Below are 24,776 nucleotides of genomic sequence, written 5' to 3'. Positions count from 1 at the left end.
CCGGCGGAATCGTCCCGCAGCCCTGGATTGCTTCGCTGCGATCGCAATGACGAACGGAACTCAGGGATGTCGGAGCCTTGCCGGCCGGACACCCGGGACGCCGGGGATTTGTGGGAGCCCGACCGTCTTGAGTCAGGTGCCCCCCTCTCGGGCGCCATTGCGAGCATAAGGCGAAGCGACCACGATCGCAGTTCAGCCGCCGACCTTCCGGAAGAGGCCGGACGACGTCAACAACCGCCTGCTGCCGTCGCGTTGCAGCAGAGAACGCGACGGAGCTGCCAACTCACTTTACCGAAGGCGGGGGCGGCGCGGCCGGCGTCGGCGTGGCGGGGGTCTCGACGGGGCCGCCGTCCTTGCGGTCGATCTTCGCCTCGGCCCGCAGCTTCAGCACGAGGTCCTGCTGCGCCTTGCGGATGAGGTGCTGGTCGATCTGCTCCTTCAGTTCGTCGAAGGTGGGCTGCGGCTTCATCCGTTTCTCCTCCACCTTGATGACGTGCCAGCCGAACTGGGTCTTCACCGGATCGGACACTTGGCCCGGCTTGAGGGCGAAGGCCGCGTTGGCAAAATCGGGCACCATGCGCTCCTTCGTGAACCAGCCGAGATCGCCCCCCTCGGCCTTGGAGCCGGGATCCTTCGAGGTCTCGGACGCGACCTTCGAGAAGTCCTCGCCGCCCTTGATGCGGGCCGCGGCCTTCTTGGCGTCGCCCTCGTTGTCCACGAGGATGTGGCGGGCGTGGATCTCCTCCTCGGGCTTGGTCAGCTTGACGGACTGGTCGTAGACGGCGTGCTCGGCCTCGGAGGTCACCGCCTTCTTGGCTTCCTGCTCGAGGTAGTCGTCCAGCAGGAGCTTGTCGCGGAAGTAGGCGAGCTTGCGCTTGAAGTCGGCGGTCTCACCGATCTTGGCCGCCTCGGCGGCCTGGGCGCCGACCTTGAGATCGACCATGTAGTCGACCAGCAGATTCTTCTTCTGGGCGTCGTCCACGCCGGGCAGCGACAGGGCCGGGTCGTCCGAGGCGATGGCGATGTCGCCCTGGGTGATCGGCTTGCCGTTGACGGTGGCGACCACGGTGTCCGGACCGGCCGTCGCGGCGCCGGACGGGGCCTTCTCGGCGGCGGCGGGAGCGGGCGGAGAAGACTGCGCCATCGCGCCGCCAGCGAGGGCGAGCGTCAGCGCGAGGGCGCTCACGGGCCGGTGAAGGGCTTTCATCCGCATACCTAGTTCCTCGTTCGCCGATCCCGCGACCGGCCCGGCCGGTGGGTCGCCGGCTTCGCGCGGGCGGCGGCGGCACAGGTGGCGCTCCCGCCGGCAGAAGGCAAGCGCCGCCCGTTTCACCGGCCGCGACGGCGCCGCGCGACAGGCATTGGGACAGGCATTCTCAAGCCCGGCTCTTTCAGGTGCATGGGGCGAGGATTACCTCTATAAGCCAGCGCAATTCCGCCCTGGCCGGCCCGCGACGACACGTCCGTCGGCAGGCACGCCCGTCCGCAGGTTCATGATGCTCGGCTCGCTCGCCAAGAAAATTTTCGGCTCGTCCAACGATCGCCGGGTCAAGGGGTTTCGCCCCCGGGTCGCGCAGATCAACGCCCTGGAGCCCGAGATCCAGTCCCTCACCGATGCCGAGCTGCGCGCCCGCACGGACATGCTCAAGGCGGAACTCGCCGCCGGCAAGAGCCTCGACGACATCCTCGTCCCCGCCTTCGCCACCGTTCGGGAGGCGGCCAAGCGCGTCCTGGGTCAGCGTCACTTCGACGTGCAGATGATCGGCGGCATGGTGCTGCACGAGGGCGGCATCTCCGAGATGAAGACCGGCGAGGGCAAGACCCTCGTGGCCACCCTGCCGGTGTACCTCAATGCCCTGGAGGGGAAGGGCGTCCACGTCGTCACCGTGAACGACTACCTCGCCAGCCGCGACGCGGAGTGGATGGGCCGGGTCTACCGCTTCCTCGGGCTCACCGTCGGCACCATCGTCCACGGGCTCGACGACGAGCAGCGCCGCGAGGCCTATGCCTGCGACATCACCTACGGCACCAATAACGAGTTCGGGTTCGACTACCTGCGCGACAACATGAAGTACGAGTTGTCGCAGCTTACGCAGCGCGGGCACAATTTCGCGATCGTCGACGAGGTCGACTCGATCCTCATCGACGAGGCCCGCACGCCGCTCATCATCTCTGGCCCGGTGGACGACCGCTCGGAGCTCTACGTGGCGGTGGATGCGGTGATGCCCCTTCTCCAGCCGTCCTACTACGATCTCGACGAGAAGCAGCGCACCGTCTCCCTCACGGAAGAGGGCAACGAGTTCATCGAGGAGGCCCTGCGCGAGGCGGGCATCCTCAAGGAGGGTGACCTCTACGACGCGCAGAACGTCACCATCGTCCACCACGTGAACCAGGCGTTGCGCGCCAACACCCTGTTCACCCGCGACAAGGATTACATCGTCCGCAACGACGAGGTGGTGATCATCGACGAGTTCACCGGCCGCATGATGCAGGGCCGCCGCTACTCGGAGGGCCTGCACCAGGCGCTGGAGGCCAAGGAGCGGGTGACGATCCAGCCCGAGAACCAGACCCTCGCGCAGATCACGTTCCAGAACTACTTCCGCCTCTACAAGACCCTCGCGGGCATGACCGGCACGGCCTCCACCGAGGCGGACGAGTTCGCGGAGATCTACAAGCTCGACGTGGTCGATATCCCGACCAACAAGGAGATCGAGCGCATCGACGAGGACGACGAGGTCTACCGGACCGTCGAGGAGAAGTACCAGGCGATCATCAAGGAGATCGACAAGGCGCACGCGCGCCACCAGCCGATCCTGGTCGGCACCGGCTCGATCGAGAAGTCGGAATACCTCGCGGACATGCTGGTGAAGGCCGGCTACACGCCGCTCGACTACTCCGACCCGAACGCCCTGACCGACGTCTACAAGGCCGCGCGCGAGAACCGGGTTACGAAGCGGTTCGCCGTGCTGAACGCCCGCTTCCACGAACAGGAGGCCTACATCGTCGCCGAGGCCGGCGTGCCGGGCGCGATCACCATCGCCACCAACATGGCCGGGCGCGGCACCGACATCAAACTCGGCGGCAACGTCGAGATGCGGGTCGAGAAGGAGCTGTCCGGCATGGCCGAGGGGCCGGAGCGCGAGGCGGCGATCGAGGCGATCAAGGCCGAGATCGCGGAGAACCGCGCCAAGGTGCTGGCCTCGGGCGAAAAGGCGGACCCCGAGGCGGGCCGCAAGAAGGACCTGCCGGGCGGCCTCTACATCATCGGCACCGAGCGCCACGAGTCCCGGCGAATCGACAATCAGCTGCGCGGCCGCTCCGGCCGCCAGGGCGATCCCGGCCGCTCGAAGTTCTACCTGTCCCTCAAGGACGACCTCATGCGGATCTTCGGGTCCGACCGCATGGACGGGATGCTGCAGAAGCTCGGCCTGGAGCAGGGCGAGGCGATCATCCACCCGTGGATCAACCGGGCGATCGAGAAGGCGCAGCAGAAGGTCGAGGCGCGCAACTTCGACATGCGCAAGAACGTGCTCAAGTACGACAACGTCATGAACGACCAGCGCAAGGTCGTGTTCGAGCAGCGCCGCGAGTTCATGGGCCAGGACAGCGTCCGCGAGACCGTGGACGAGATGCGCGAGGGCGTGATCGACGATCTCGTCGCCCGCTACATCCCGGCTGATTCCTACGCGGAGCAGTGGGACGCGGTCGGCCTGCGCGAGGCCGCCCAGCAGACCCTGAACCTCGACATCCCGGCCGAGGAATGGGTGAAGGAAGAGGGCATCGCCGACGAGGAGATCCGAGAGCGCCTGATGCGGGAGGCCGAGACCGCCTACCAGGCCCGCGTCGAGAAGAACGGCGTGGAGGTCTCCAACTACATCGAGAAACAGGTGCTGCTGCAGAGCCTCGACCACCTGTGGCGCGAGCACCTCGTCACCCTCGACCACCTGCGGCAGGTGATCGGCTGGCGCGGCATCGCCCAGCGCGACCCGCTCAACGAGTACAAGTCGGAGGCCTTCGAGCTCTTCAACGGCCTCGTCTCGGCCCTGCGCGAGCAGGTGACGAGCCAGCTCTCGCGCATCGAGGTGATGTTCCAGGACCCGGACCAGGCGCCCCCGATGGAGAGTCCCGCCCTGCCGCCGATGTTCGCCCAGCACCTCGATCCGGTCACCGGCGAGAATGAGATGGACTATGCCGGCACGGGGAGCGCGGGCGGCGGCGGTGCCGCCTACGGCTTCGCCGCCTCGGCCCTCTCGGCCGATGCCGCGGTGCTGGAGCGCGACCCGACCGACGAGTCCACCTGGGGCCGGGTCGGCCGCAACGAGCCGTGCCCCTGCGGCTCGGGCAAGAAGTACAAGCACTGCCACGGCAGCCTGACGGCGTGAGCCCCCGGGCCGTCTTCGTCGCCGGGGCGGGGACCGAGATCGGCAAGACCTACGTGACGGCGGCGCTGACCCGGCGCCTCCGCTCGGCCGGGCCGGTCCTCGCCCTCAAGCCGCTGGCGAGCGGGGTGGCCCCGGTGGAGGATCCGGCCTTCGCCGACAGCGACACCGCGCGCCTCCTGGCTGCCCAGGGACTGCCTGTCACGGCGGCCACCGTGGCGGCCTGCTCGCCCTGGCGGTTCGCGGCGCCCCTGGCCCCGGATCAGGCCGCCGCGCTGGAGGGCCGACGCCTGACCCTCGACGAGATCGTCGGCTGGTGCCGGGAGCGGATCGCCTCCGCCGCGTGCCCGGTGGTGATCGAAGGCGTCGGCGGGCTGATGAGCCCCATCACCGACGAGGCGACCAACCTCGACTGGATCGAGGCGCTGCGGATCCCCGTGACCCTCGTCTCCGGCAGCTATCTCGGCGCCATCAGCCATGCCCTGACGGCGGCGGAGGTGCTGAGGCTGCGTGGCCTCGACCTGCGCGCCGTGGTGATCAGCGAGACCGAAGGGGCACCGACCCCGCCTCAGGTGGTCGCCGCGGCCGTCGCCCGGCACACGCCCGTTCCGGTCCTTTGCGTCGGGCGCGGTGAACAGGGGCCCGGCGCCCTGGCGGCGGTCGTCTGACACCGCCGGTACCACATCCGCACCCACCGTCATTGCGAGCGGCGCGAAGCGAGCCGGGACAGTGTGGCGACTCCAACCGGAGCGCGTCGCCGGATCGCTTCACGGCGCTCGCGCTGACGGGCACGGGCGAAATGCGACAAATCCTTCACTTCTGTGAGAGGCACCCCCGAGCGGTCGCTGGACGGCCATGCGACGGCTGTTAGCTATGTCGTGAAGAGAGGCCAGGGAGCCTCCGCAGCCGGTCGCCGGAGGTCCGTTGAGCCAGACCCTCACCCCCGCCGGCACCGCGGTCCCGGCTGTCCCGCCCTCCGAAACCCACACCCGGGGCCGCATGAGCCCCGCCCTGCTCATGGGAGCCCTCGGCGTCGTCTACGGCGACATCGGGACGAGCCCGCTCTACGCCTACAAGGAAGCGGTGAAGGCGGCCGGCGGAGGGGACGGCGCCTCGCCGATCGCGGTGATCGGCGCCGTGTCGCTGATCTTCTGGGCGCTGATCCTGATCGTCTCGCTCAAATACGCGATCCTGATCCTCCGGGCGGACAACAACGGGGAGGGCGGCATCGTCGCGATGCTGGCGCTCCTCGGAGCCCGCCACGCCAAAGCGGGGACGTGGCGCGCGCTGCTCCTCGTGGTCGGACTCCTCGGGGCGGCGCTGCTCTACGGCGACGGGGCGATCACGCCCGCGATCTCCGTCCTCTCGGCGGTGGAGGGCCTGAAGGTCGATGCGCCCGGCCTGTCCCGGTACATCGTGCCGATCACCCTGGTGATCCTCGTGGGGCTGTTCGCGGTGCAGAGCCAGGGCGTCGCACGGATCGGCCGGATCTTCGGCCCCGTGATGCTGGCGTGGTTCGTGGTGCTGGCGCTGCTCGGCATCGGCTCCATCGTCCATGCCCCGCAGATCCTCCAGGGGCTCAATCCCCTGCGGGCGGTGGACTTCCTCGTCCATGCAGGGTGGCACGTGAGCTTCGCCATGCTCGGCGCGGCCTTCCTGGCGGTGACGGGTGGCGAGGCGATGTATGCCGACCTCGGCCATTTCGGGGCCCGGCCGATCCGTGTGGCGTGGTTCGCCCTGGTGCTGCCGGCGCTGGTGCTCAACTATTTCGGGCAGGGCGCGCTCCTGCTCGCGGAGCCCGACGCGATCGAGAACCCGTTCTTCCGCCTCGCCCCCGACTGGGCGCACATTCCCCTGGTCGGGCTGGCGACGATGGCGACCATCATCGCCTCGCAGGCGATCATTTCCGGCGTCTTCTCCCTGACCCAGCAATCGATCCAGCTCGGCTTCCTGCCGACCATGCGCATCGTGCAGACGGCGAGCGACGAGCGTGGCCAGATCTACGTGCCGGCGGTCAACTGGCTGCTCGCGCTCGCCACGGTCACGGCGGTGCTGGTCTTCGGCTCGTCCGACGCGCTCGCCGGGGCCTACGGAATCGCCGTCTCGATGCTGATGGCCATCACCACCCTCCTCGCGGCGCTGATCGCGCACAAATGGGGCTACAACCTCGCCGCGATCCTCGCGGTGAACGGCTTCTTCCTCGTCGTCGATCTCGTCTTCCTCGGCGCCAACAGCGTGAAGCTTCTGGAGGGCGGCTGGTTTCCCCTGGTGCTCGCGGGTTTCGTGGCGCTGATGATGCTGACGTGGCGGAAGGGGACGATGCTGGTCGAGGAGGCGAAGGTCGCCCTGCGGCAGCCCGAGGCCGCGTTCCTCGACGGCCTCCGGCACCAGACGCTCATCCGCCTGCCGGGAACGGCGGCCTTCATGTCCTCCGCCGAGCACGGCATCCCGCTCCACCTGTCCCGCTTCGTGGAGCGCAGTCATGCCATGCCCGAGCGGGTGCTGATCGTCACGGCCCTCTACGAGGAGACGCCGACCGTCCCCATCGACAGGCGGGCGAAGGTGACCGTGCTGGCGCCTGACCTCTACCGGGTGGTCCTGCATTACGGCTTCATGGAGGAGGCCTCGATCCCCGAGGGCATCGCCTGCGCCGTCCGCTCCGGCCATCTGCCGCCCTGCTTCCTGGAGGACATCACGGTGTTCGTCGGCCACGAGACCGTGATCCCGAAGAGCGACACGCGCGGCATGTGGCCATGGCGGGAGAACCTGTTCGCCTTCATGCAGCGCAACGCCGAGCGCACCGGCGCCTTCTTCGGCGTGCCGACGCGGCAGGTGGTGGAGGTGGGCACCGAGATCGAGATCTGATGCCGGGCCTGTCGCACACGCGATCCTGATCCGGCGCGCGTGGAACCTGAGCCGTCGCGCATCGTTCGAGTCGCCTGAATGGGTCCGGATGCCGGACCGCCGAACGGGGAGACTTGTAATGAACCGTGACCATCTCGAAGGCGGCGTGCGCCACCTGCGCGGCCGGGTGAAGACCGCGGCCGGCGCCGTCGGGGGCAATCCCGGCCGCCAGCTCGAAGGGGCCTACGATCAGGCGGCGGGGGCGGCCCAATACGCCTACGGCGAGGTCCGCGAGACCGCCGAGAACCTGCGGCGCGACGGTGAGCATCTCTACGAGGAAGGCCGCGAGCACGCCGAACGCATCGCCCACGAGGTACGCTCCCGCGGCGAGGCTTTCGCCGAGGAAGCCCTGGAGCGGGGCCGCCACGTCCGGTCACGCGGCGAATCGCTGGCCCGCGAGGCCCGTGCCCGCGGCGAGGCCTTCGCGGACGAGGCCGTCTCGCGCGGCCGTTACGTCCGCTCCCGGGCAGTGCATCACGGTCGCTCCGTCGCCCGGCGGGTCGACGACAACCGCGGCACCACGCTCGCGATCGTCGCCGGCGTCGCCTTCGGCCTCGGCTGGCTGCTCAAGCCCTCAGACCGGTCTTAAGGCCCCTCCGGCGCGCGGGTCCGAGGATCCGCGCGCCCCGGAACGCATAAAGACATCTTTATGTCTTGATTGCCTCACCGGCCGTGAAGTGCTAGGTCCTCGCCCGTTTCCCAAGGAACCAGCGAGGAGAACGGCATGGCCGGTGATTACATCGTCAGGGATATCGGGCTGGCCGATTACGGCCGGAAGGAAATCTCGATCGCCGAGAGCGAGATGCCCGGCCTGATGGCCGTGCGCGAGGAGTACGGCGCCAGCCAGCCGCTCAAGGGCGCCAAGATCGCCGGCTCCCTGCACATGACGATCCAGACCGCGGTGCTGATCGAGACGCTGAAGGCTCTCGGCGCCGACATCCGCTGGGTCTCGTGCAACATCTACTCCACCCAGGACCACGCGGCGGCCGCCATCGCGGCGGCGGGCATCCCGGTCTTCGCCGTGAAGGGCGAGACCCTGGAGGATTACTGGGATTACACCTCCCGCCTGTTCGACTGGCACGACGGCGGCATGCCGAACATGATCCTGGACGACGGCGGCGACGCCACGATGTTCGTCCACCTCGGCCTGCGCGCCGAGAACGGCGACACCGCCTTCCTCGACAAGCCGAGCTCCGAGGAGGAGGAGATCTTCTTCGCCCTCCTGAAGAAGAAGCTCGCCGAGAAGCCCAAGGGCTGGTTCGCCGGCCTCGCGGAGTCGATCAAGGGCGTCTCCGAGGAGACCACCACCGGCGTTCACCGGCTCTACGTGCTGGCCAAGGAGGGCAAGCTGCTCTTCCCGGCGATCAACGTGAACGACTCGGTCACGAAGTCGAAGTTCGACAACCTCTACGGCTGCAAGGAGTCGCTGGTCGACGGCATCCGCCGGGGCACCGACGTGATGATGGCGGGCAAGGTCGCCATGGTCGCGGGCTTCGGTGACGTGGGCAAGGGCTCCGCCGCCTCCCTGCGCAACGCCGGCTGCCGCGTCATCGTGTCGGAGATCGACCCGATCTGCGCGCTCCAGGCCGCCATGGAGGGCTACGAGGTGGTGACCATGGAAGACGCGGCGCCGCGCGCCGACATCTTCGTCACCGCCACGGGCAACAAGGACATCATCACCCTCGACCACATGCGGGCGATGAAGGACCGGGCGATCGTCTGCAACATCGGCCACTTCGACAACGAGATCCAGGTCGCGGGCCTCAAGAACCTGCGCTGGACCAACATCAAGCCGCAGGTGGACGAGATCGAGTTCGCGGATGGGCACCGCATCATCCTCCTGTCGGAGGGGCGCCTCGTGAATCTCGGCAACGCGACGGGCCACCCGTCCTTCGTGATGTCCGCCTCGTTCACGAACCAGACGCTCGCCCAGATCGAGCTTTGGACGAACCCCGGCAAGTACGACCGTCAGGTCTATACCCTGCCCAAGACCCTCGATGAGAAGGTCGCGGCGCTGCATCTCGACAAGATCGGCGCGAAACTCTCCAAGCTTCGGCCCGATCAGGCGTCGTACATTGGAGTTTCCGAGAACGGACCGTTCAAGCCCGATCACTACCGTTACTGAATTCGCACAAACGGCGTTTTTTCGGGGGCCCGGCTGGCTAAGCCGGGCCCTTCGTTTGTCAAGGCCAAAACGCCACGCGAAGGTGTGTCTTCTGTGTGTCGTTAACGGCAGATTTACTCGCCAGGGCCACGGCCACGCTTCGTTCCGCTTCCGGCGCGAATCCCCGGCACGGTAAGGTGGCCCCGACTCAAAAAGAGGTCGGGGCGCGGCGAGGCCGGTCGGCATCGCACGGCCCCGATGCATCGCGCCGCCGGACTGCGGCAGGCGGCGACGAGAGCTTGGGGGCTGGTCGAATGGGGGTCGGTCGTGCGGCGCAGCTGCGGATCGGCGTGGGTTCTCTCACGCTGCTCGCCGCCGGTGCCGCCTTGGCGGAAATGCAGGATCTTCCGCCTGCCCATGCCCCGCGGGAGATGCACAGCGTCGCCGGCCTCGCGATCTTCGGCGGCCTCGTCGCCTTCGCGGTGATCGTCGCCCTCCTCTATCTGTACGAGCGCGCCCGCTGGACCCGCCGCGAGCAGGAGCTCGTGGCCTCCCTCAACCTGCTGCGCGGTGCCCACGACCGCGCCGAGATGCTGCTCAACGCCGACCGTCAGGTCGTCATCACCTGGGACGAGCAGAGCGAGCCGGTGATCGAGGGCGATGCCGGCATCGCCCTCCACGGGGACCGGGCGTCGGCGGGCTCCGCCCGGCGGGTCCTCGCCTTCGGGACGTGGCTGCGCCCGGCCGACGCCCAGGCCGTGGAAGCCTCCCTCGATCTTCTGCTCTCGCGCGGCACCGGCTTCTCCCTCGACCTGCGCACCCAGAACGGCCGCAGCATCGAGGCGCAGGGCCGCACCGTGGCGGGACGGGCCTTGCTGCGCCTGCGCGAGATGAGCTCCGAGCGGCGGGAGATCGCCGACCTTCGCCTGACCCTCGACGAGACCCGCCGCTCCCTCTCGGCGCTGGCGAACCTCCTCGACGCGATCCCGCAACCGGTCTGGCGGCGCAACCGCGACGGGGCCCTGGCCTGGGTCAACGCCGCCTATGCCGCCGCCGTGGAGGCCGGGAGCCGCGAGGCGGTGATCGATACGGGCCGCGAGCTCCTCGACCGGCAGGCCCGAGAGACCATCACCCGTGAGGAGGCCCCCCTGGCTCCCGGCGCCTCGGGCCGCCCGCCCCGCGTCTCGGCCGTGGTCGCGGGCACCCGCCGGGTCCTCGACGTGTACGAGACCGCCCTCGACGGCGGGAAGGTCGGCATCGCCGTCGATGTGTCCGAGCTGGAGAGCGTCCGCGCCGACCTCCAGCAGCAGATGAATGCCAACGCCCGCACCCTCGACCAATTGCCCACCGCCGTGGCGATGTTCGACGTGTCGCAGCGCCTGATCTTCCACAACGCCGCCTACCGGAACCTCTGGGGCCTCGATCAGGCCTTCCTCGACAGCCGCCCCTCGGACGGTGAGATCCTCGACTTCCTGCGCACCCAGCGGAAGCTGGAGGAGCACGCGGATTTCCGCAGCTGGAAACACGGCGTGCTCGCGGCCTACCGCGCCGCCGAGGCGCACCAAGCGTGGTGGTACCTTCCCGACGGCCGCACCCTGCGCGTGGTGGCCGATCCGAACCCGCAGGGCGGCCTCACCTACCTGTTCGACGACGTGTCCGACAGGCTGAACGCCGAATCCCGCTACAACGCCCTGCGCCGCCTCCAGGCCGAAACCCTCGACACCCTGGCCGAGCCGGTGGCCGTGTTCGGCGCCGACGGGCGGCTGCAGCTCGCCAACCGGGCCTTCACCACGATCTGGCACCTCGACCCGGAGATGGTCGATGCGCGGCCCCACGTCGATTCGGTGATCCTGCGCTGCAAGGAACTCGCCCCGAACGCCGATCCCTGGCTCGACATCCGCGATGCGGTGGTGGGCCTGGAGGCGAGGGCGGCGCTCGCCCGGCGGATCGAGATGGTGGACGGCACGGTCCTCGACTGCGCGACCCAGCCCCTGCCCGAGGGCGCCACGCTGATCACCCTCATCGACGTCACGGCGAGCGTGAACGTCGAGCGGATGCTGACGGAGAAGAACGAGGCGCTGGAGACGGCCGCCGAACTGCGCGACACCTTCGTCCACCACGTCTCCTACGAGCTGCGCTCGCCGCTCACCAACATCATCGGCTTCACGCAACTCCTCGGCGACGAGACGGTCGGCGCCCTCAACGCCCGGCAGCGGGAATACTCCGACCACATCATGCGCTCCTCGGCGGCGCTCCTCGTAATGATCAACGACATCCTCGACCTCGCCTCGGTGGACGCGGGCTCGCTGGAATTGCAGCGGGAGGACCTCGACGTCCGCGCCACCGTCGAGGCGGCGGTGCGGGGACTGGAGGACCGGCTCGCGGAGGCGCGCATCGTCCTCACGGTCGACGTGCCCGAGGACATCGGCACGCTGCGCGCCGACGGGAAGCGGATGCGGCAGATCCTGTTCAACCTCGTCTCGAACGCCGTCGGCTTCTCGGACCCCGGTCAGACCGTCGAGATCGCCGCCCGGCGGACGGCGCGGGAACTCGCCCTGAGCGTGCGCGACCACGGGAGCGGCATGGCCCCGGAGATCCGCGACTTGGTGTTCAACCGCTTCGAGAGCCACACGCGCGGCACACGGCACAGGGGCGTGGGGCTCGGCCTCTCGATCGTGCGCTCCTTCGTGGAACTGCACGGCGGCCGGGTCGAGCTCGAGTCGGAGCAGGGCATCGGCACCTGCGTCACCTGCATCTTCCCGCTCAAGCCGACGGACGGCCCCCTGCCGCCGCCCGAGCGCCGGAAGCCGCCCGAGGCCCCCTCGCGCCCCTACCTGACCCAGGTCTCGGGCGGCTGAAGGGGAGCGGAGCGTGCAGCCCCTTGACCGGCGGGGGCTCCACCGTCACGCAGGGGCAATGTCAGACAAGAACGAGGGCTGGGCCGTCTTCCGGAACGGCGACTTCCGCCTGTTCGGCGCGGCGCGCTTCCTCTCCGGCCTGTCCTACCAGATGCAGGCCGTGGCGATCGGGTGGTTCGTCTACGACCTGACCCGCTCGCCCCTGGCGCTGGGCCTCGTCGGGCTCGCGGGCTTCCTGCCCGCCATGCTGAGCGCCCTGGTGAGCGGCCATGTGGCCGATGCCTACGAGCGGCGCCTCGTCGGGTCGGCCGCCTTCGGCCTCCAGGCCGCCGCCAGCTTCGGCCTCCTCGCCTACGCCGTCAGCGGCTACGGGGCGGTCTGGCCGATCTACGCCCTCGTCGTGGTCGTGGGGACGGCCCGCGCCTTCGCGAATCCCGCCCTCCAGGCGCTGCTGCCGACCCTGGTGCCGGGGCCGCTCTTCGGCCCCGCCATCGCCTGGAACTCCTCCCTCTGGCAGACCGCATCGGTGATGGGCCCGGCACTGGGTGGCCTGCTCTACGCCCTGGGGCCGATGGTGGTCTTCGCCCTCGCGGGCGCGAGCTTCGCCTGCGCCAGCCTCTGCGTGGCCCTGATCCGTCACCGGCCGGCGCCCGTGGGGGAGCGGCCGAAGATCACCTGGGAAGCCCTCTCGGCGGGGCTGCGCTACATCCGCTCGCAGCCCGTCGTGCTGGGCGCCATCAGCCTCGACCTCGTGGCGGTGCTGCTCGGCGGCGCCACGGCGCTGCTGCCGATCTACGCGGCGTCCGTGCTGCATGTGGGACCGCTCGGCCTCGGCGCCCTGCGCAGCATGCCGGCGGCGGGGGCGGTGGCCACCGCCGTGTTCCTCGCCTACCGGCCGCTCCGCCGCCACGCGGGCCTGCGGATGCTGCGCGCGGTGGCGGTCTTCGGCCTCGCGACCGTGGCCTTCGGCCTGTCGACCTCCCTTCCCCTCTCGATGGCCTGCCTCTTCGTGACCGGCGCGGCGGACATGATCTCCGTCTACGTCCGCCAGAGCTTCGTGCAGGGCGAGACGCCGGATGCGATGCGCGGACGGGTGGCGGCGGTGAACACGGTGTTCATCGGCGCATCGAACGAACTCGGTGAGTTCGAATCGGGACTCCTCGCCGCCGCCATCGGGGCCGTCCCGGCCGTCGTCGCGGGCGGCGCGGCCACCGTCGCCGTCGCGATCGCCTGGGGTCGCCTCTTTCCGGCCCTGAGGGACCGGGACCGGCTGCTCACGCGGAGCTGAGGCGCGGGATCAGCTCGCCCGCGCGCGGACCGGCCGGCAGACCGAGACGATGGACTCGCGCAGGGCCGCCGGGGTGAAGGGCTTGATCAGACAGGCGTTCACCCCCGCCTTCCGCGCATTCGGAAAGCACTCGGCATTGGCCTGCGTCGTCATCATGATGAACGGGATCTCGCGGATCGACCGGTCGGCCCGGATCTGCCGGAGCAGTTCGTAGCCCGTCATCGGCTGCATGTTCCAATCGGAGATCACGAGGCCGTAGCGCCGCTCGGCCAGCAAGGAGAGGGCGGCGGTCCCGTCGGCGGCGACGTCGATCTGCTCGAAGCCGAGGCGCTGCAAGATCGCCTGCACCACCTCGGCCATCATCGGCACGTCATCGACCAGGAGGACGGGAGGGAAGCCGGAAAAGGGCATCGTTCGACCGCACGCCTCCGATCATCGAATAGCGTGCGCTAAACGATTGCGTGCAACTCAACTACCGCGCCCCCGGTTAGCAAAGGCTGACCGGGGGCCGTCGTGCGGAGGCCGGGCTGCGGATACGATGTCGCGTGCGGGCTTCAGGGCCGGTGCGTCAGCGCGCGCCGAGCAGCGGCGACCACGTCGGGTCGGAGGCGTAGCTCGGCGTGGGCACCGGCTGCTCCACGTGGCCGGTGATGTCGACCATGAACAGCTTGCCGCCGCCCGAACCGCCGGGATCGCGGAAGAACACGACGTACTGGCCGTTCGGGGAGAAGGACGGCCCCTCGTTGTGGAAGCCCTCCGTCAAGACGCGCTCGCCGGTCCCGTCGGGCTTCGCGACGCAGATGGCGAAGCCGCCGTTGCGCTGACGGGTATAGGCGATGAGGTCGCCCCGGGGCGACCAAGCGGGCTGGGAGGCCGAGCCGGTGCCGAAGGTGATCCGGTGCGGGTTCGACCCGTCCGCGCCCATCACGTAGACCTGCTGCGAGCCGCCCCGGTCGGATTCGAAGATGATCTGCGAGCCGTCGGGCGAGTAGGTCGGCGAGGTGTCGATGGCGAGCCCGGAGGTAATCGGCTTCTGGGCCTTCGAGGCGAGGTCCATCGTCACGATGTCGGCGTTGCCGCCCTGCTGCACGCTCATGACGAGGCGGCGGCCATCCGGGGAGAAGCGGGGGCTCGCGCTCATCGAATCGACGGAGCCGAAGGCTTGGCGCGATCCGGTCTCGAGGTTGATCACCTGCACGCGCGGCTGGTGGCCGGCGGCCTGGGCCATGAAGGCGATGTCCTGGGTGCTCGGCGAGTAGCGGGGCGCCACGATCGACATCTCGCCCGTGGTGATCGCCCGGACGTTGGCGCCGTCCTGATCCATCACCATCAGGCGCTTGCGCCGGTTCTCCTTCGGGCCGGTCTCGTCCACGAAGGCGATGCGGCTGTCGAACCAGGGGCCGAGGCCGGTGATCTTGGTATAGGCCTGATCGGAGATGAGATGCCCCGCCCGGCGGGCGTTGGCCGGATCGGTCGCGTATTGCTGGCCGATCATCTGCTGGCCGGAGGTCACGTCCCACAGGCGGAACTCCACCTTGAGCCGCCCGCCGGCATCGCGCACGACGCGGCCCGTCACGAGGCCCTGGACGCCCGTGGCGCGCCACTTCTCGAAGTTCGGCGCCGCGTCGAAGGGCGGGTTCTCGGGGAAACGCGCCTTCTCAAGGGGAGTGAAGTAGCCCGAGCGGCGCAGGTCGTTGGTGACGACGCCGGAGATGAGGCCGCCGAGGCTCGGATCCCCGCCGAATTCCGCCACCGCGATGGGAAGCGGCTGGAAGTTGCCGCCGCCGATGCGCAGCTGGAGCTGCGCCTGCGCCGGGCTCGCGAGGCCCAGCACCGCGGCGAGGAGCGCGGCGAGCGCGAGAAGGGGGGCGGACCGCGGGAAGCGGAACCGGGGAGTCGGTCTGTCGGTCATAGGCTCGGTCGTCGAACGAACGGGGGAGGGGGCGGCGGCGTAGCGGAGACCGGGATCAGGTCGCCGTGAACTCGAACTCCGCGTTGATGGCCTTCCAGTCGTTGTAATACGGGGCGTAGGTCGCCGGGATGCGATAGGGCGCACAGCGCCGGACCGCCCGGAGGGCTGCCTGCGCGATCGACTGATCGACCGAGCTCGACCCACCCTTCATGATTCGCGGCTCGGTGCTCAGCGATCCGTCCGGGTTCAGGCGGATGTCGAGCACGGGCAGGATCACCCCCTGGGCGGCGCCGGGCGGGGCCGAGTAGCACCGCTCGATCTGCTGTTGCAGCAGGCCGACGAGGGCGTCGCGAAGCGACGGCGACAGGCGCTGGGCGTTGCCCGTGGCGGCACCCAGCGCGGCGACCTTCTGGACCGCCGGGCCGGTGGCGCCGGTGGATTGCGACGGCGCCTTCGAGTTGAGCACGGAGCGGATGTCGCCCGCGTTGAACTTGGCCGCGAGTTCCGCCTGCTTGCGGGCCTTCGCCTCCGCATCGGCCTTGGCGGCGGCATCGGCCATCGCCTTGGCCTTCGCCTTGGCGGCGGCCTCCGCCTTGGCCGCGGCGTGCGCGGCCTCAGCCTTAGCGCGCTCCGCCTCGGCCTTGGCCTCCGCGATCTCCTTCTGGCGCTCGGCCTCCGCGTCGGCCTTGGCCTTCGCCTCGGCGGCCTTCTTCGCGGCTTCGGCCTTGGCCTGCGCCGCCGCCTTCGCTTCGGCGGCGGCCTTGGCATCGGCCGCCTTCTTGGCGGCCTCGGCCTTCGCCTGGGCGGCGGCCTCGGCCTCCTGGCGTTCGATCAGCTTGTCGAGGGCCTCGCGCTTGTCGGCTTCGGCCTTCTCCGCCGCAGCCTTGGCGGCCGCCTTCTCGGCGGCGGCCTTGGCAGCCTCCGCCTTGGCCTGGGCCGCCGCCTTGGCCTCGGCGGCCTTCGCCTCCGCCGCAGCCTTGGCCTCGGCCTTCTCGGCGGCCGCTTTCTCGGCCGCGGCCTTGGCGGCCTTCTCGGCCTCGCGCTTCTCCTCGGCGGCCTTCGCCGCCTTGGCGGTCTCGGCCTCGTTGATCTCGGTCTCGGCGCGCAGCGGCATCTCGTCGGCGTTGGCGAGCTTCATGTCCGCGGTGCGCTTGGGCGCCGTGGGGGCGTCGACCTTCGCGTTCTCGGGCTCGCGCTCCTCGCGCTTGTCGGCCTGCCGGTCGGCACGGCTCTGGGCGTTCGGCATCGGCTTGTCGGCCTGCCGCTCGCCCTTCATGATCTCGGAGAGCTGCTGCTCGGTGATCACCTCGACGGGCACGCCTTCCTGCGCCTCCGGCAAAGCGGGGGCCGAGACGCCGAGCAGGACCGCGCCCAGCAGCACGCAGTGGGTGCCGGCCGAGATCCAGACGCCGGGCTTCCGGCGGTCGAACGTCACGGGCAGGGAGATCGCCACCACGCGCTCCGTCAGTGATCGGGTTCGGTGACGAGGGCGACGTGCCGGAAGCCGCCGCCGGTCACGATGGCCATCACCTGGGCGACCCGCCCGTAATCGACCCGCTTGTCGCCGCGCACGAAGACGCGGTCCTCGGTGCCGTTCTTGGCCTGGGCGAGGAGCTTCGGCACGATCGAGTCGTCGTTCAGCTCGTCCTCGCCGAGGAAAATCTGGCCGGTCTGGCGGATGGAGAGGGTGATGGGCTTCACGTCCGAGTTGAGGGGCGAGGCCTTCGATTGCGGCAGGTCCAGCGGCACGCCGACCGTCATCATCGGCGCCGCCACCATGAAGATGATGAGGAGCACCAGCACGACGTCGATGAACGGCGTCATGTTGATCTCGTTGATGGCGCCGCCGCGACGGCCCCGCCGCCGCCGCCGCTTACCGCCGTGGGCCGCCCCTGGCGCCATGGACATGGGTCACACTCCTCCGGCCCGAACCTCAGGCGACCAGCGACAGGCGCTCGTCGATCTGGCGAGAGAGGATCGCCGAGAACTCGTCCGCGAAGCCTTCGAGCCGCGACTGCGCCTTGGCGACCTCGGCCTGCAGCTTGTTATAGGCGAGCACCGCCGGGATCGCCGCGAACAGGCCGATGGCGGTGGCGAACAGCGCCTCCGCGATGCCCGGCGCCACCACGGCGAGGGAGGTGTTCTTGGAGGCCGCGATCGAGGTGAAGGCGGTCATGATGCCCCACACCGTGCCGAACAGGCCGATATACGGACCCGCAGAGCCGATGGAGGCGAGGAACAGGAGGCGCGATTCCAGCCGCTCGACCTCCCGCTGGATGGTGACGTCGAGCTGCTTCTCGATGCGCTGGGACAGGGACTGGACCTGACGGCCCGACCCCTCGAACGACCGCTTCCACTCGCGCATCGCCGCCACGAACACCGCCGCGAGGCCCGTCGCCGGGCGGTCGTTGAAGGAGCGGAACAGCTCCTCCAGGGAGCGGCCGGACCAGAAGGCGTCCTCGAAGGCGTCCATTTCCTTGCGGATGCGCCGGAACAGGAGGGTCTTGTCGACGATGATCGACCAGCACCAGATCGAGGCGCTGAGCAGGCCCACCATCACGATCTTCACGACGAAGTGCGCCTGGAGGAACAAGCCGAGCAGGCTCATGTCGGCCATGGGAGCGGCCTGCATCGCGTCGGCTGGGTTCATCCGTCGAGGTCTCCTGCTCCGGACCGGCGCGACCGGGCGCGGGACGCCGTGTCAACCGGAAGTGCGAGCGATTTCAATGCTATCGACCGTGAATCTGTCGAAAGTAAGGGCCGCCGCGTCCACGCGGGACCGCCGCGTGCCACAGAGTCTAAGGGCGCGGTAGGGTTAAGGATTGGTTGAAACCACGACGTGCGGCGCGTCCCTTCGCGATTGCGCCGCACCTGCGGGTGGCCGGGGGAGGGCCGCGCCTGTATCCTCGCGGGCCTTGCCACCGATCGGGGACCCGTCCGTGCCAGCACCCGTGCCCAGCCTGCCCGACCTCCTGCGCGGCGGCCCCGGCCGCCTCCTCGGCTGGTCCTGCCTCGCCGACGTGGCGCTCGCCGGAATGATGGCGCGGGCGGGCTTCGACGCCGTGCTCCTCGACCAGCAGCACGGCGCGCACGACTACGCCACCTGCGTGGCGTCGCTGACGGAGCTCGCGCTCGCGGGCACGCCGGGCCTCGTCCGGGTGGCGGTGGGCGACTTCGCCATGGCCTCGCGGATGCTCGATGCCGGCGCCTCCGGGATCGTGGCGCCGATGATCAACACCGTGGCCGACGCCCAGGCGCTCGCGGCGGCCACCAAGTTCCCGCCGGTGGGCCAGCGCAGCTGGGGGCCGGACCGGGCGATGTGGTTCTCCGGCCTCTCCACCGGGCCGGACTACCTCGCCGGAGCCAATGCCCGCACGCTCACCATCGCCATGTGCGAAACCCGCGAGGCGATCGGCAACCTGCCCGCGATCCTCGATGTGCCGGGCATCGACGGCATCCTCGTCGGGCCCGCCGACCTCTCCATCGCCCTGTCGCACGGCGCCGCCATCGACCCGACGGGCAGCGCCGTCACCGCCGGGCTGGAGGAGATCCTGCGGCTCACCCTCGGCGCCGGCAAGATTCCCTGCGCCTTCGCCCCCAGCGCCGCCCGCGCCCGCGAGATGCTCGCCATGGGCTACAGGCTCGCCTCCATCGGCTACGACGGCATCGTCATCGGCGAGGCGTTTTCGCGGATGTTGGGTGAGGCGCGGGGGTAAGTCTCGCGTCTCCTTCCCATCCCCTGGCCGTCATTGCGAGCATCGCGAAGCAATCCAGGGCAGCACCGCGCCTGTAAGCGTCCCGCATCCCTGGACTGCTTCGCTGCGCTCGCAATGACGGGGTGCGCGGGTGAGGACGGGAGGAGCTTGCCCCTACCGCCCCAGCCCCCCGGCCTCCTCGATGAACCGCGCCACCGTATCGGCCCCGTCGCCCGCCCGCAGCGAGGCGAAGACGTAGGGGCGCTGCCCCCGCATCCGCTTCGTATCGGATTCCATCACCCCGAGATCCGCCCCGACCAGCGGCGCAAGGTCGGTCTTGTTCACGATCAGCAGGTCGGAGCGGGTGATGCCGGGGCCGCCCTTGCGCGGGATCTTCTCGCCGCCCGCCACGTCGATGACGTAGAGGGTGATGTCGGCGAGTTCGGGCGAGAACGTCGCGGCGAGGTTGTCGCCGCCGGACTCGATCAGCACCAGATCGAGCTTGGGAAACTTGGCCCGCATCTGCGCCACGGCGGCGAGGTTGATCGATGCGTCCTCGCGGATCGCGGTGTGCGGACAGCCGCCGGTCTCGACGCCGAGGATGCGCTCCTCCGGCAGGGCGCCCGCCACGGTGAGGATGCGGGCATCCTCCTTGGTGTAGATGTCGTTCGTGATGGCACAGATGTCGTAGCGATCGCGAAAACGCTTGCAGAGTTGTTCCATCAGCGCCGTCTTGCCGGAGCCGACCGGGCCGCCGATGCCGACGCGCAGGGGTCCGTTCGTCGATGCCGTCATGGTGCGGTCCTCAGGATCGGAAGATGCGGGAATACTGCGTCTCGTGCCGGAAGGAGCCGAGATCGAGGCGCAGGCAGGCGGAGCCGATCTCGTCGAGACCGGCCGCCCGCGCCGCCTCTGCCAGGGGTGTCAGGCGCGGGGCGAGGGCCGCGACGACGCGGGTGCCCGCCGCCTGACCCACGGGAGCGGAGCGCAGCGCCGCCGAGACGAGGTTCTGGACGAAGGCCAGGGCATAGGTGCCGAGAACCGGCCCGGCGGCCATGCCGTGCGCACCCGCCGCCGCGCCGACCGCGACGGGGTAGGCGACCGGGCCATCGAGCACCCGCGCCACCGCCGACAGGGCCGCGCAGGGCCACGCGCCCAGCGTCGCGTCGAGGAAGCTGCGGCCCTGCTGGCTGGTCTCCAGGTGCAACTCCCGCGAGGGGGCGAGCGCCAGGGCGAGGTCGTTGATGGCGGCGAGGTCGCCGGGACGCCCGGCGGCCCCGTGGGCGTGCGCAGCGAGGATCAGATCGTTGCGGAGCGAGCCGCGCTCGCAGACATCCTCGAGCCACCCGGCTAGGCTCGCCTCGTCGGTGACATCGCCTGCCTCTACCGCCGCTTCGAGGCCGTGCGAATAGGCATAGGCCCCCACGGGGTAACCCGGAGAGAGCCACGCGAAGAGCCGCAGGGCCTCGGCGGCGCCCTCACTCATGGGCGTGGGGATGGGCGTGGGAATGGGAATGCCCATGATCGTGGCTGTGGGCATGACCGTGGGCGTGCCCCCCGGCATAGGCGCCCCCCTCCGGCCGGAAGGGCCGCTCCACCGGCTCGGCGGAGCCGCCCAGGCCCCGCACCATCTCGGCCAGCACATGGTCGTACGCGATCCAGACCGCGTCCGGCCCGATCTCGGCCGGGATGTGCCGGTTGCCGATGTGCCAGATCAGCCGCCGCAGGGCGTGCTCGCTCGGCGCACGGATCTCCAGCAGCCGCTCGGGCGCCGCCTCGACCTCGACGAGGCGGCCATCCTCCAGCACCAGGGCGTCGCCGTCGTCGAGGACGGTCGCCTCGGGCAGGTCGAGGAGGAAGGCGGTGCCGCCGACACCGCGCATCGCCATCCGGCGGCGGTGGCGGTCGCCGTGATCGAGCACCACGCGGTCGATGATCTCACCGGCGACGGGAACGGCCGCGCGGACGATGCGGGTGGCGCGAGTCATCGTTTCACTTGGGGGCTCGTCTCACTTGGGGGCTCGTCCGACCCTCGCCGTCTTTGCGAGCGAAGCGAAGCAAAGACGGAAGCCGCTGCGTCAAAACAAAAAGTACCGCTGCGCCATCGGCAGGACCTCGGCGGGCTCGCAGACCAGCAACTCGCCGTCGGCGCGCACATCGTAGGTCTCGGGATCGACCTCGATCACCGGGGTCGCGTCGTTGAGGATCATGCTCTTCTTCGAGATGCCGCCGCGGACGTTCTCCACCGCGACCATCGCCTTCTGCACGCCGAGCTTATCGCGTAGCCCGTCCTCCAGCGCCGCCTTCGAGACGAAGGTGAGGGCGGTGGAATACGGCGCGCGGCCGTAGGCGCCGAACATCGGGCGGTAATGCACCGGCTGCGGCGTCGGAATCGAAGCGTTGGGGTCGCCCATCGGCGCGGCGGCGATGGTGCCGCCCTTCAGCACGAGATCGGGCTTCACGCCGAAGAAGGCCGGCGTCCAGAGCACGAGGTCGGCCAGCTTGCCGGGCTCCACCGAACCGATGTGATTCGAGATGCCGTGCGCGATGGCCGGGTTGATGGTGTACTTCGCCACGTAGCGCCGGGCGCGGAGGTTGTCCGTGCCGGAGGTGTCGCCGGGCAGGGTGCCCCGCTGGCGCTTCATCTTGTCGGCGGTCTGCCACGTGCGGATGATGACCTCGCCGACCCGGCCCATGGCCTGGCTGTCCGACGACATCATCGAGAGGGCGCCGAGATCGTGGAGGATGTCCTCCGCCGCAATGGTCTCCTTGCGGATCCGGCTCTCGGCGAAGGCGAGGTCTTCCGGAATCGACGGATCGAGGTGGTGGCACACCATCAGCATGTCGAGATGCTCGTCGATGGTGTTGCGGGTAAAGGGCCGCGTCGGGTTGGTGGAGGAGGGCAGCACGTTCGGCAGCCCCGCCACCTTGATGATGTCCGGCGCGTGGCCGCCGCCCGCGCCTTCGGTGTGGAAGGCATGGATCGTCCGGCCCTTGAAAGCGGCGATCGTGTCCTCGACGAAGCCCGATTCGTTCAGCGTGTCCGTATGGATCATCACCTGCACGTCGTGGGCGTCGGCCACGGAGAGGCAGGTGTCGATGGCCTGGGGCGTGGTGCCCCAATCCTCGTGGAGCTTCAGGGCGCAGGCGCCGCCGCGCACCATCTCGATCAGGCTCTCGGGCCGGGCCGCGTTGCCCTTGCCCGCGAAGGCGAGGTTCATCGGGAAGGCGTCCGCCGCCTCGATCATCCGGGCGATGTGCCAGGGGCCGGGCGTGCAGGTGGTGGCGAAGGTGCCGTGCGCCGGGCCGGTGCCGCCGCCGAGCATCGTGGTGACGCCCGAGCACAGCGCCTCCTCGATCTGCTGCGGACAGATGAAGTGGATGTGGCTGTCGAAGCCCCCCGCCGTGAGGATCTTGCCCTCGCCCGCGATCACCTCGGTGCCGGGCCCGACGACGATGTCGACGCCCGCCTGCACGTCCGGGTTGCCGGCCTTGCCGAGCTTCGCGATGCGCCCGCGCACGATCCCGACATCGCATTTCACGATGCCCCAATGGTCGAGGACGACGGCGTTGGTGATCACCGTGTCCACCGCCCCGGCGGCGTTCGTCACCTGCGACTGGCCCATGCCGTCGCGGATCACCTTGCCGCCGCCGAATTTCACCTCGTCGCCGTAGGTGGTGAAATCCCGCTCCACGGTGATTTCGAGGGACGTATCCGCGAGGCGGATGCGGTCGCCCGTCGTCGGGCCGAACATGTCGGCATAGGCCGCACGGGGCAGGCTCGCGGGTCTAGGACCTTGGCTCATGGCTCGCGCCTCCCCTCGTCCCCCGCCCGCATCACAGCTTGCCCATCACGTCGCCCCGGAACCCGTAGACCGTCCGGTCGCCCGCGAGCGGCACCAGCGTCACCGCCCGCGTCGAGCCCGGCTCGAAGCGCACCGCCGTGCCGGGGGCGATGTCGAGGCGCTTGCCCCGCGCCTGCGTCCGGTCGAAGACGAGGCCGGGATTGACCTCGAAGAAGTGGTAGTGCGACCCGACCTGGATCGGCCGGTCGCCGGTGTTGGCGACCTCGATCACCGTGCGCTCGGCTCCGGCATTGAACACGATCTCGCCGGGCAGCGTCGTCACCGCGCCGGGCACGTCGTCCGAGGCCGCGCCGCGGATCGGATGGTGGACGGTGACGAGCTTCGTCCCGTCGGGGAAGGTGGCCTCGACCTGGATGTCGTGGATCATCTCGGGTACGCCGGGCATGACCTGATCGGCCGTCAGGACGGTGCCCCCCGCCGCCATCAACTCGGCCACGGTCCGCCCGTCCCGGGCGCCTTCCACGACGAAATCGGTGATGAGCGCCACCGCCTCCGGGTGGTTGAGCTTCACGCCCCGCGCCAGCCGGTTGCGCGCGACCTGCGCGGCCATCGCGATCAGCAGCTTGTCCTTTTCGCGGGGGGTCAGCAGCACGCGCGTCTCGTCCTCATGGCCGGTCTCCGGGGGACCGCATCGCCCCAGCAAGGATCATGCTCAAGCATGGGTCAAGGGTGTGCGGGCGGGGTGCCGGGCTGCCCCTGCGGGAGCGTCCGTGAAGCCCCGCGGGCCTGGGCGCCCCCCGCCCGACAGCGATCGGCGGCGCCGGGGACGCGCGCGACCCCGGCATCCGGCGAATCGCAGGTGTCGGCTGAACCTACTGGTCGAGGTCGGCGGCGGCGGCGAGGGTCATGGCCCGCAGGCGCGCGGTCCGCTCATCGCGGGACCGCCTGTCGGCGCGCAGGGCAACCCAGAGGGTTTCGCTGTCCAACCTGCGCCGCTCGGCAAGCGCCGCGTCTGTCGTCACCGGTCGCACCAGCGCGCGGTCGTTCGCGTCCATATCGCCCTCCCTCGAACGATTTGCCCGCCTCGGTAGTGATCGACGCCGACGCGGTCCAGCCCAAGTTAGAGGCAGTTCCGCGACGACCGGACGGGATCGTCACGCCGGGGCGGGCCGGGCGGGCGTCAGGCCGCGTCCCGGCTGGTCTGGCGGGCCGCCAGGGCGCCCGGACGGCCGAGGCCGATCTCCTTGGCCAGGGCGGAGCGCCGCTCGGCGTAGCTCGGCGCCACCATCGGGTAGTCCTCCGGCAGGCCGTACCGCTCGCGGTAGGCGATCGGGTCCAGCCCGTGGCTGGTGAGATGGCGCTTGAGGGTCTTGTAGACCTTGCCGTCGATGAAGCTGACGAGGCCGTCCCGGCCGATGGACTTGCGGATCTCCGCGGAACTCGGCCGCTGGATCACCTTCGCCTTGGCCGCCGGCTCGGCGACGCCGCTGTCGGACAGGCGCCGCAGGGTGGCGTGGACGCTGGCGATCAGGCCGGGCAACTCGGCGGCGGGTATCGGATTGTGAGCCACGTACGCCGCGATCACATCACTCGCGTATAGAGCGAGTTGATGCACAGATTCATCGCCCGCAGGCTGTTCTGCTTCGGCGGCCATCGACCAACACCCCTTCTTTGATTCGTACTCGTCCAATGTCACGAGGGACGAATAATTTTCAAGCACCTCGACGCCGGTTCCTTTACGATTGTTCTAGTCTTTTCTCGCCGATAAAACTCGGGGTTTCACTCAATACTCTCTCCACATTCTAGGGGTGAACATTCGGAGCCCGGACT

General features: G+C 69.8%; 21 protein-coding genes. 8 read left to right on the top strand and 13 right to left on the bottom strand.

Annotated features, from left to right (window positions below; all coding sequences use genetic code 11):
* Window positions 1–283: 283 nt before the first annotated feature.
* A complete protein-coding gene (locus tag MFF06_RS03835; RefSeq protein WP_238201670.1) occupies window positions 284–1,213 on the bottom strand; it encodes a peptidylprolyl isomerase in 930 nt (309 codons plus the stop codon).
* A gap of 283 nt (window positions 1,214–1,496) precedes the next feature.
* On the opposite strand from MFF06_RS03835, the gene secA reads away from it, so the two are divergent.
* The 7 genes from secA to MFF06_RS03800 all read left to right on the top strand — a co-directional run bounded on the left by secA (window position 1,497) and on the right by MFF06_RS03800 (window position 13,533).
* Entirely contained in the window at window positions 1,497–4,382 is a 2,886-nt protein-coding gene (secA, locus tag MFF06_RS03830; RefSeq protein ID WP_238201711.1) for a preprotein translocase subunit SecA, read from the top strand.
* A complete protein-coding gene (gene bioD / locus MFF06_RS03825; protein WP_238201669.1) occupies window positions 4,379–5,047 on the top strand; it encodes a dethiobiotin synthase in 669 nt (222 codons plus the stop codon). The genes secA and bioD overlap by 4 nt, the downstream gene beginning before the upstream one ends.
* Before the next feature lie 256 nt (window positions 5,048–5,303).
* On the top strand, window positions 5,304–7,244 hold the full coding sequence (locus MFF06_RS03820; protein ID WP_370876571.1) for a potassium transporter Kup: 1,941 nt from the start codon (window positions 5,304–5,306) through the stop codon (window positions 7,242–7,244).
* A gap of 118 nt (window positions 7,245–7,362) precedes the next feature.
* Window positions 7,363–7,872: a CsbD family protein gene (locus MFF06_RS03815; protein ID WP_238201668.1), complete on the top strand. Its 510-nt coding sequence runs from the start codon at window positions 7,363–7,365 to the stop codon at window positions 7,870–7,872.
* A gap of 135 nt (window positions 7,873–8,007) precedes the next feature.
* Complete coding sequence (gene ahcY / locus MFF06_RS03810; protein ID WP_238201667.1) at window positions 8,008–9,408, top strand: adenosylhomocysteinase; 1,401 nt, start codon at window positions 8,008–8,010, stop codon at window positions 9,406–9,408.
* A 293-nt stretch (window positions 9,409–9,701) separates the two neighbouring features.
* Window positions 9,702–12,245 carry a sensor histidine kinase gene (locus MFF06_RS03805; RefSeq protein WP_238201666.1) on the top strand — a complete coding sequence of 848 codons (2,544 nt, stop codon included), beginning with the start codon at window positions 9,702–9,704 and terminating at the stop codon, window positions 12,243–12,245.
* A gap of 58 nt (window positions 12,246–12,303) precedes the next feature.
* Entirely contained in the window at window positions 12,304–13,533 is a 1,230-nt protein-coding gene (locus tag MFF06_RS03800) for an MFS transporter (RefSeq protein WP_238201665.1), read from the top strand.
* Window positions 13,534–13,542: 9 nt separating this feature from the next.
* Here MFF06_RS03800 and MFF06_RS03795 read toward each other — a convergent pair whose 3' ends face one another.
* The 5 genes from MFF06_RS03795 to tolQ all read right to left on the bottom strand — a co-directional run bounded on the left by MFF06_RS03795 (window position 13,543) and on the right by tolQ (window position 18,095).
* Window positions 13,543–13,944, bottom strand: a complete 402-nt coding sequence (locus MFF06_RS03795) for a response regulator (protein WP_238201664.1) — start codon at window positions 13,942–13,944, stop codon at window positions 13,543–13,545.
* A 157-nt stretch (window positions 13,945–14,101) separates the two neighbouring features.
* The gene (gene tolB, locus MFF06_RS03790; protein WP_238201663.1) at window positions 14,102–15,445 is read right to left on the bottom strand and encodes a Tol-Pal system beta propeller repeat protein TolB; all 1,344 of its coding nucleotides are present in this window, start codon (window positions 15,443–15,445) and stop codon (window positions 14,102–14,104) included.
* A gap of 55 nt (window positions 15,446–15,500) precedes the next feature.
* Window positions 15,501–16,886, bottom strand: a complete 1,386-nt coding sequence (gene tolA / locus MFF06_RS03785) for a cell envelope integrity protein TolA (RefSeq protein ID WP_503128740.1) — start codon at window positions 16,884–16,886, stop codon at window positions 15,501–15,503.
* A gap of 23 nt (window positions 16,887–16,909) precedes the next feature.
* Entirely contained in the window at window positions 16,910–17,353 is a 444-nt protein-coding gene (locus MFF06_RS03780) for an ExbD/TolR family protein (protein ID WP_238201661.1), read from the bottom strand.
* Window positions 17,354–17,378: 25 nt separating this feature from the next.
* Window positions 17,379–18,095, bottom strand: a complete 717-nt coding sequence (gene tolQ, locus MFF06_RS03775) for a protein TolQ (RefSeq protein WP_238201660.1) — start codon at window positions 18,093–18,095, stop codon at window positions 17,379–17,381.
* Window positions 18,096–18,384: 289 nt separating this feature from the next.
* On the opposite strand from tolQ, the gene MFF06_RS03770 reads away from it, so the two are divergent.
* Entirely contained in the window at window positions 18,385–19,161 is a 777-nt protein-coding gene (locus MFF06_RS03770) for an HpcH/HpaI aldolase family protein (RefSeq protein WP_238201659.1), read from the top strand.
* A gap of 153 nt (window positions 19,162–19,314) precedes the next feature.
* On the opposite strand, the gene ureG is transcribed toward MFF06_RS03770, so the two are convergent.
* The 7 genes from ureG to MFF06_RS03735 all read right to left on the bottom strand — a co-directional run bounded on the left by ureG (window position 19,315) and on the right by MFF06_RS03735 (window position 24,600).
* Window positions 19,315–19,935, bottom strand: coding sequence for an urease accessory protein UreG (gene ureG, locus MFF06_RS03765; protein ID WP_238201658.1), 621 nt, complete (start codon window positions 19,933–19,935; stop codon window positions 19,315–19,317).
* Between the two features lie 10 nt (window positions 19,936–19,945).
* On the bottom strand, window positions 19,946–20,662 hold the full coding sequence (locus tag MFF06_RS03760; protein ID WP_370876587.1) for an urease accessory protein UreF: 717 nt from the start codon (window positions 20,660–20,662) through the stop codon (window positions 19,946–19,948).
* Window positions 20,619–21,128, bottom strand: coding sequence for an urease accessory protein UreE (locus tag MFF06_RS03755; protein WP_238201656.1), 510 nt, complete (start codon window positions 21,126–21,128; stop codon window positions 20,619–20,621). The genes MFF06_RS03760 and MFF06_RS03755 overlap by 44 nt, the downstream gene beginning before the upstream one ends.
* Window positions 21,129–21,218: 90 nt before the next feature.
* Window positions 21,219–22,946, bottom strand: a complete 1,728-nt coding sequence (gene ureC / locus MFF06_RS03750) for an urease subunit alpha (RefSeq protein WP_238201655.1) — start codon at window positions 22,944–22,946, stop codon at window positions 21,219–21,221.
* Window positions 22,947–22,977: 31 nt separating this feature from the next.
* Window positions 22,978–23,598, bottom strand: a complete 621-nt coding sequence (locus MFF06_RS03745) for an urease subunit gamma (protein ID WP_238201654.1) — start codon at window positions 23,596–23,598, stop codon at window positions 22,978–22,980.
* A 220-nt stretch (window positions 23,599–23,818) separates the two neighbouring features.
* A complete protein-coding gene (locus MFF06_RS03740) occupies window positions 23,819–24,001 on the bottom strand; it encodes a hypothetical protein (protein WP_238201653.1) in 183 nt (60 codons plus the stop codon).
* A 125-nt stretch (window positions 24,002–24,126) separates the two neighbouring features.
* Window positions 24,127–24,600 carry a Ros/MucR family transcriptional regulator gene (locus MFF06_RS03735; RefSeq protein WP_238201652.1) on the bottom strand — a complete coding sequence of 158 codons (474 nt, stop codon included), beginning with the start codon at window positions 24,598–24,600 and terminating at the stop codon, window positions 24,127–24,129.
* Window positions 24,601–24,776: the final 176 nt, after the last annotated feature.

This window comes from Methylobacterium aerolatum, assembly GCF_022179085.1.
GTDB lineage: Bacteria > Pseudomonadota > Alphaproteobacteria > Rhizobiales > Beijerinckiaceae > Methylobacterium > Methylobacterium aerolatum.
Note: the sequence above shows the minus strand (reverse complement) of the source record. Positions and strands in the feature narration are given on the sequence as shown.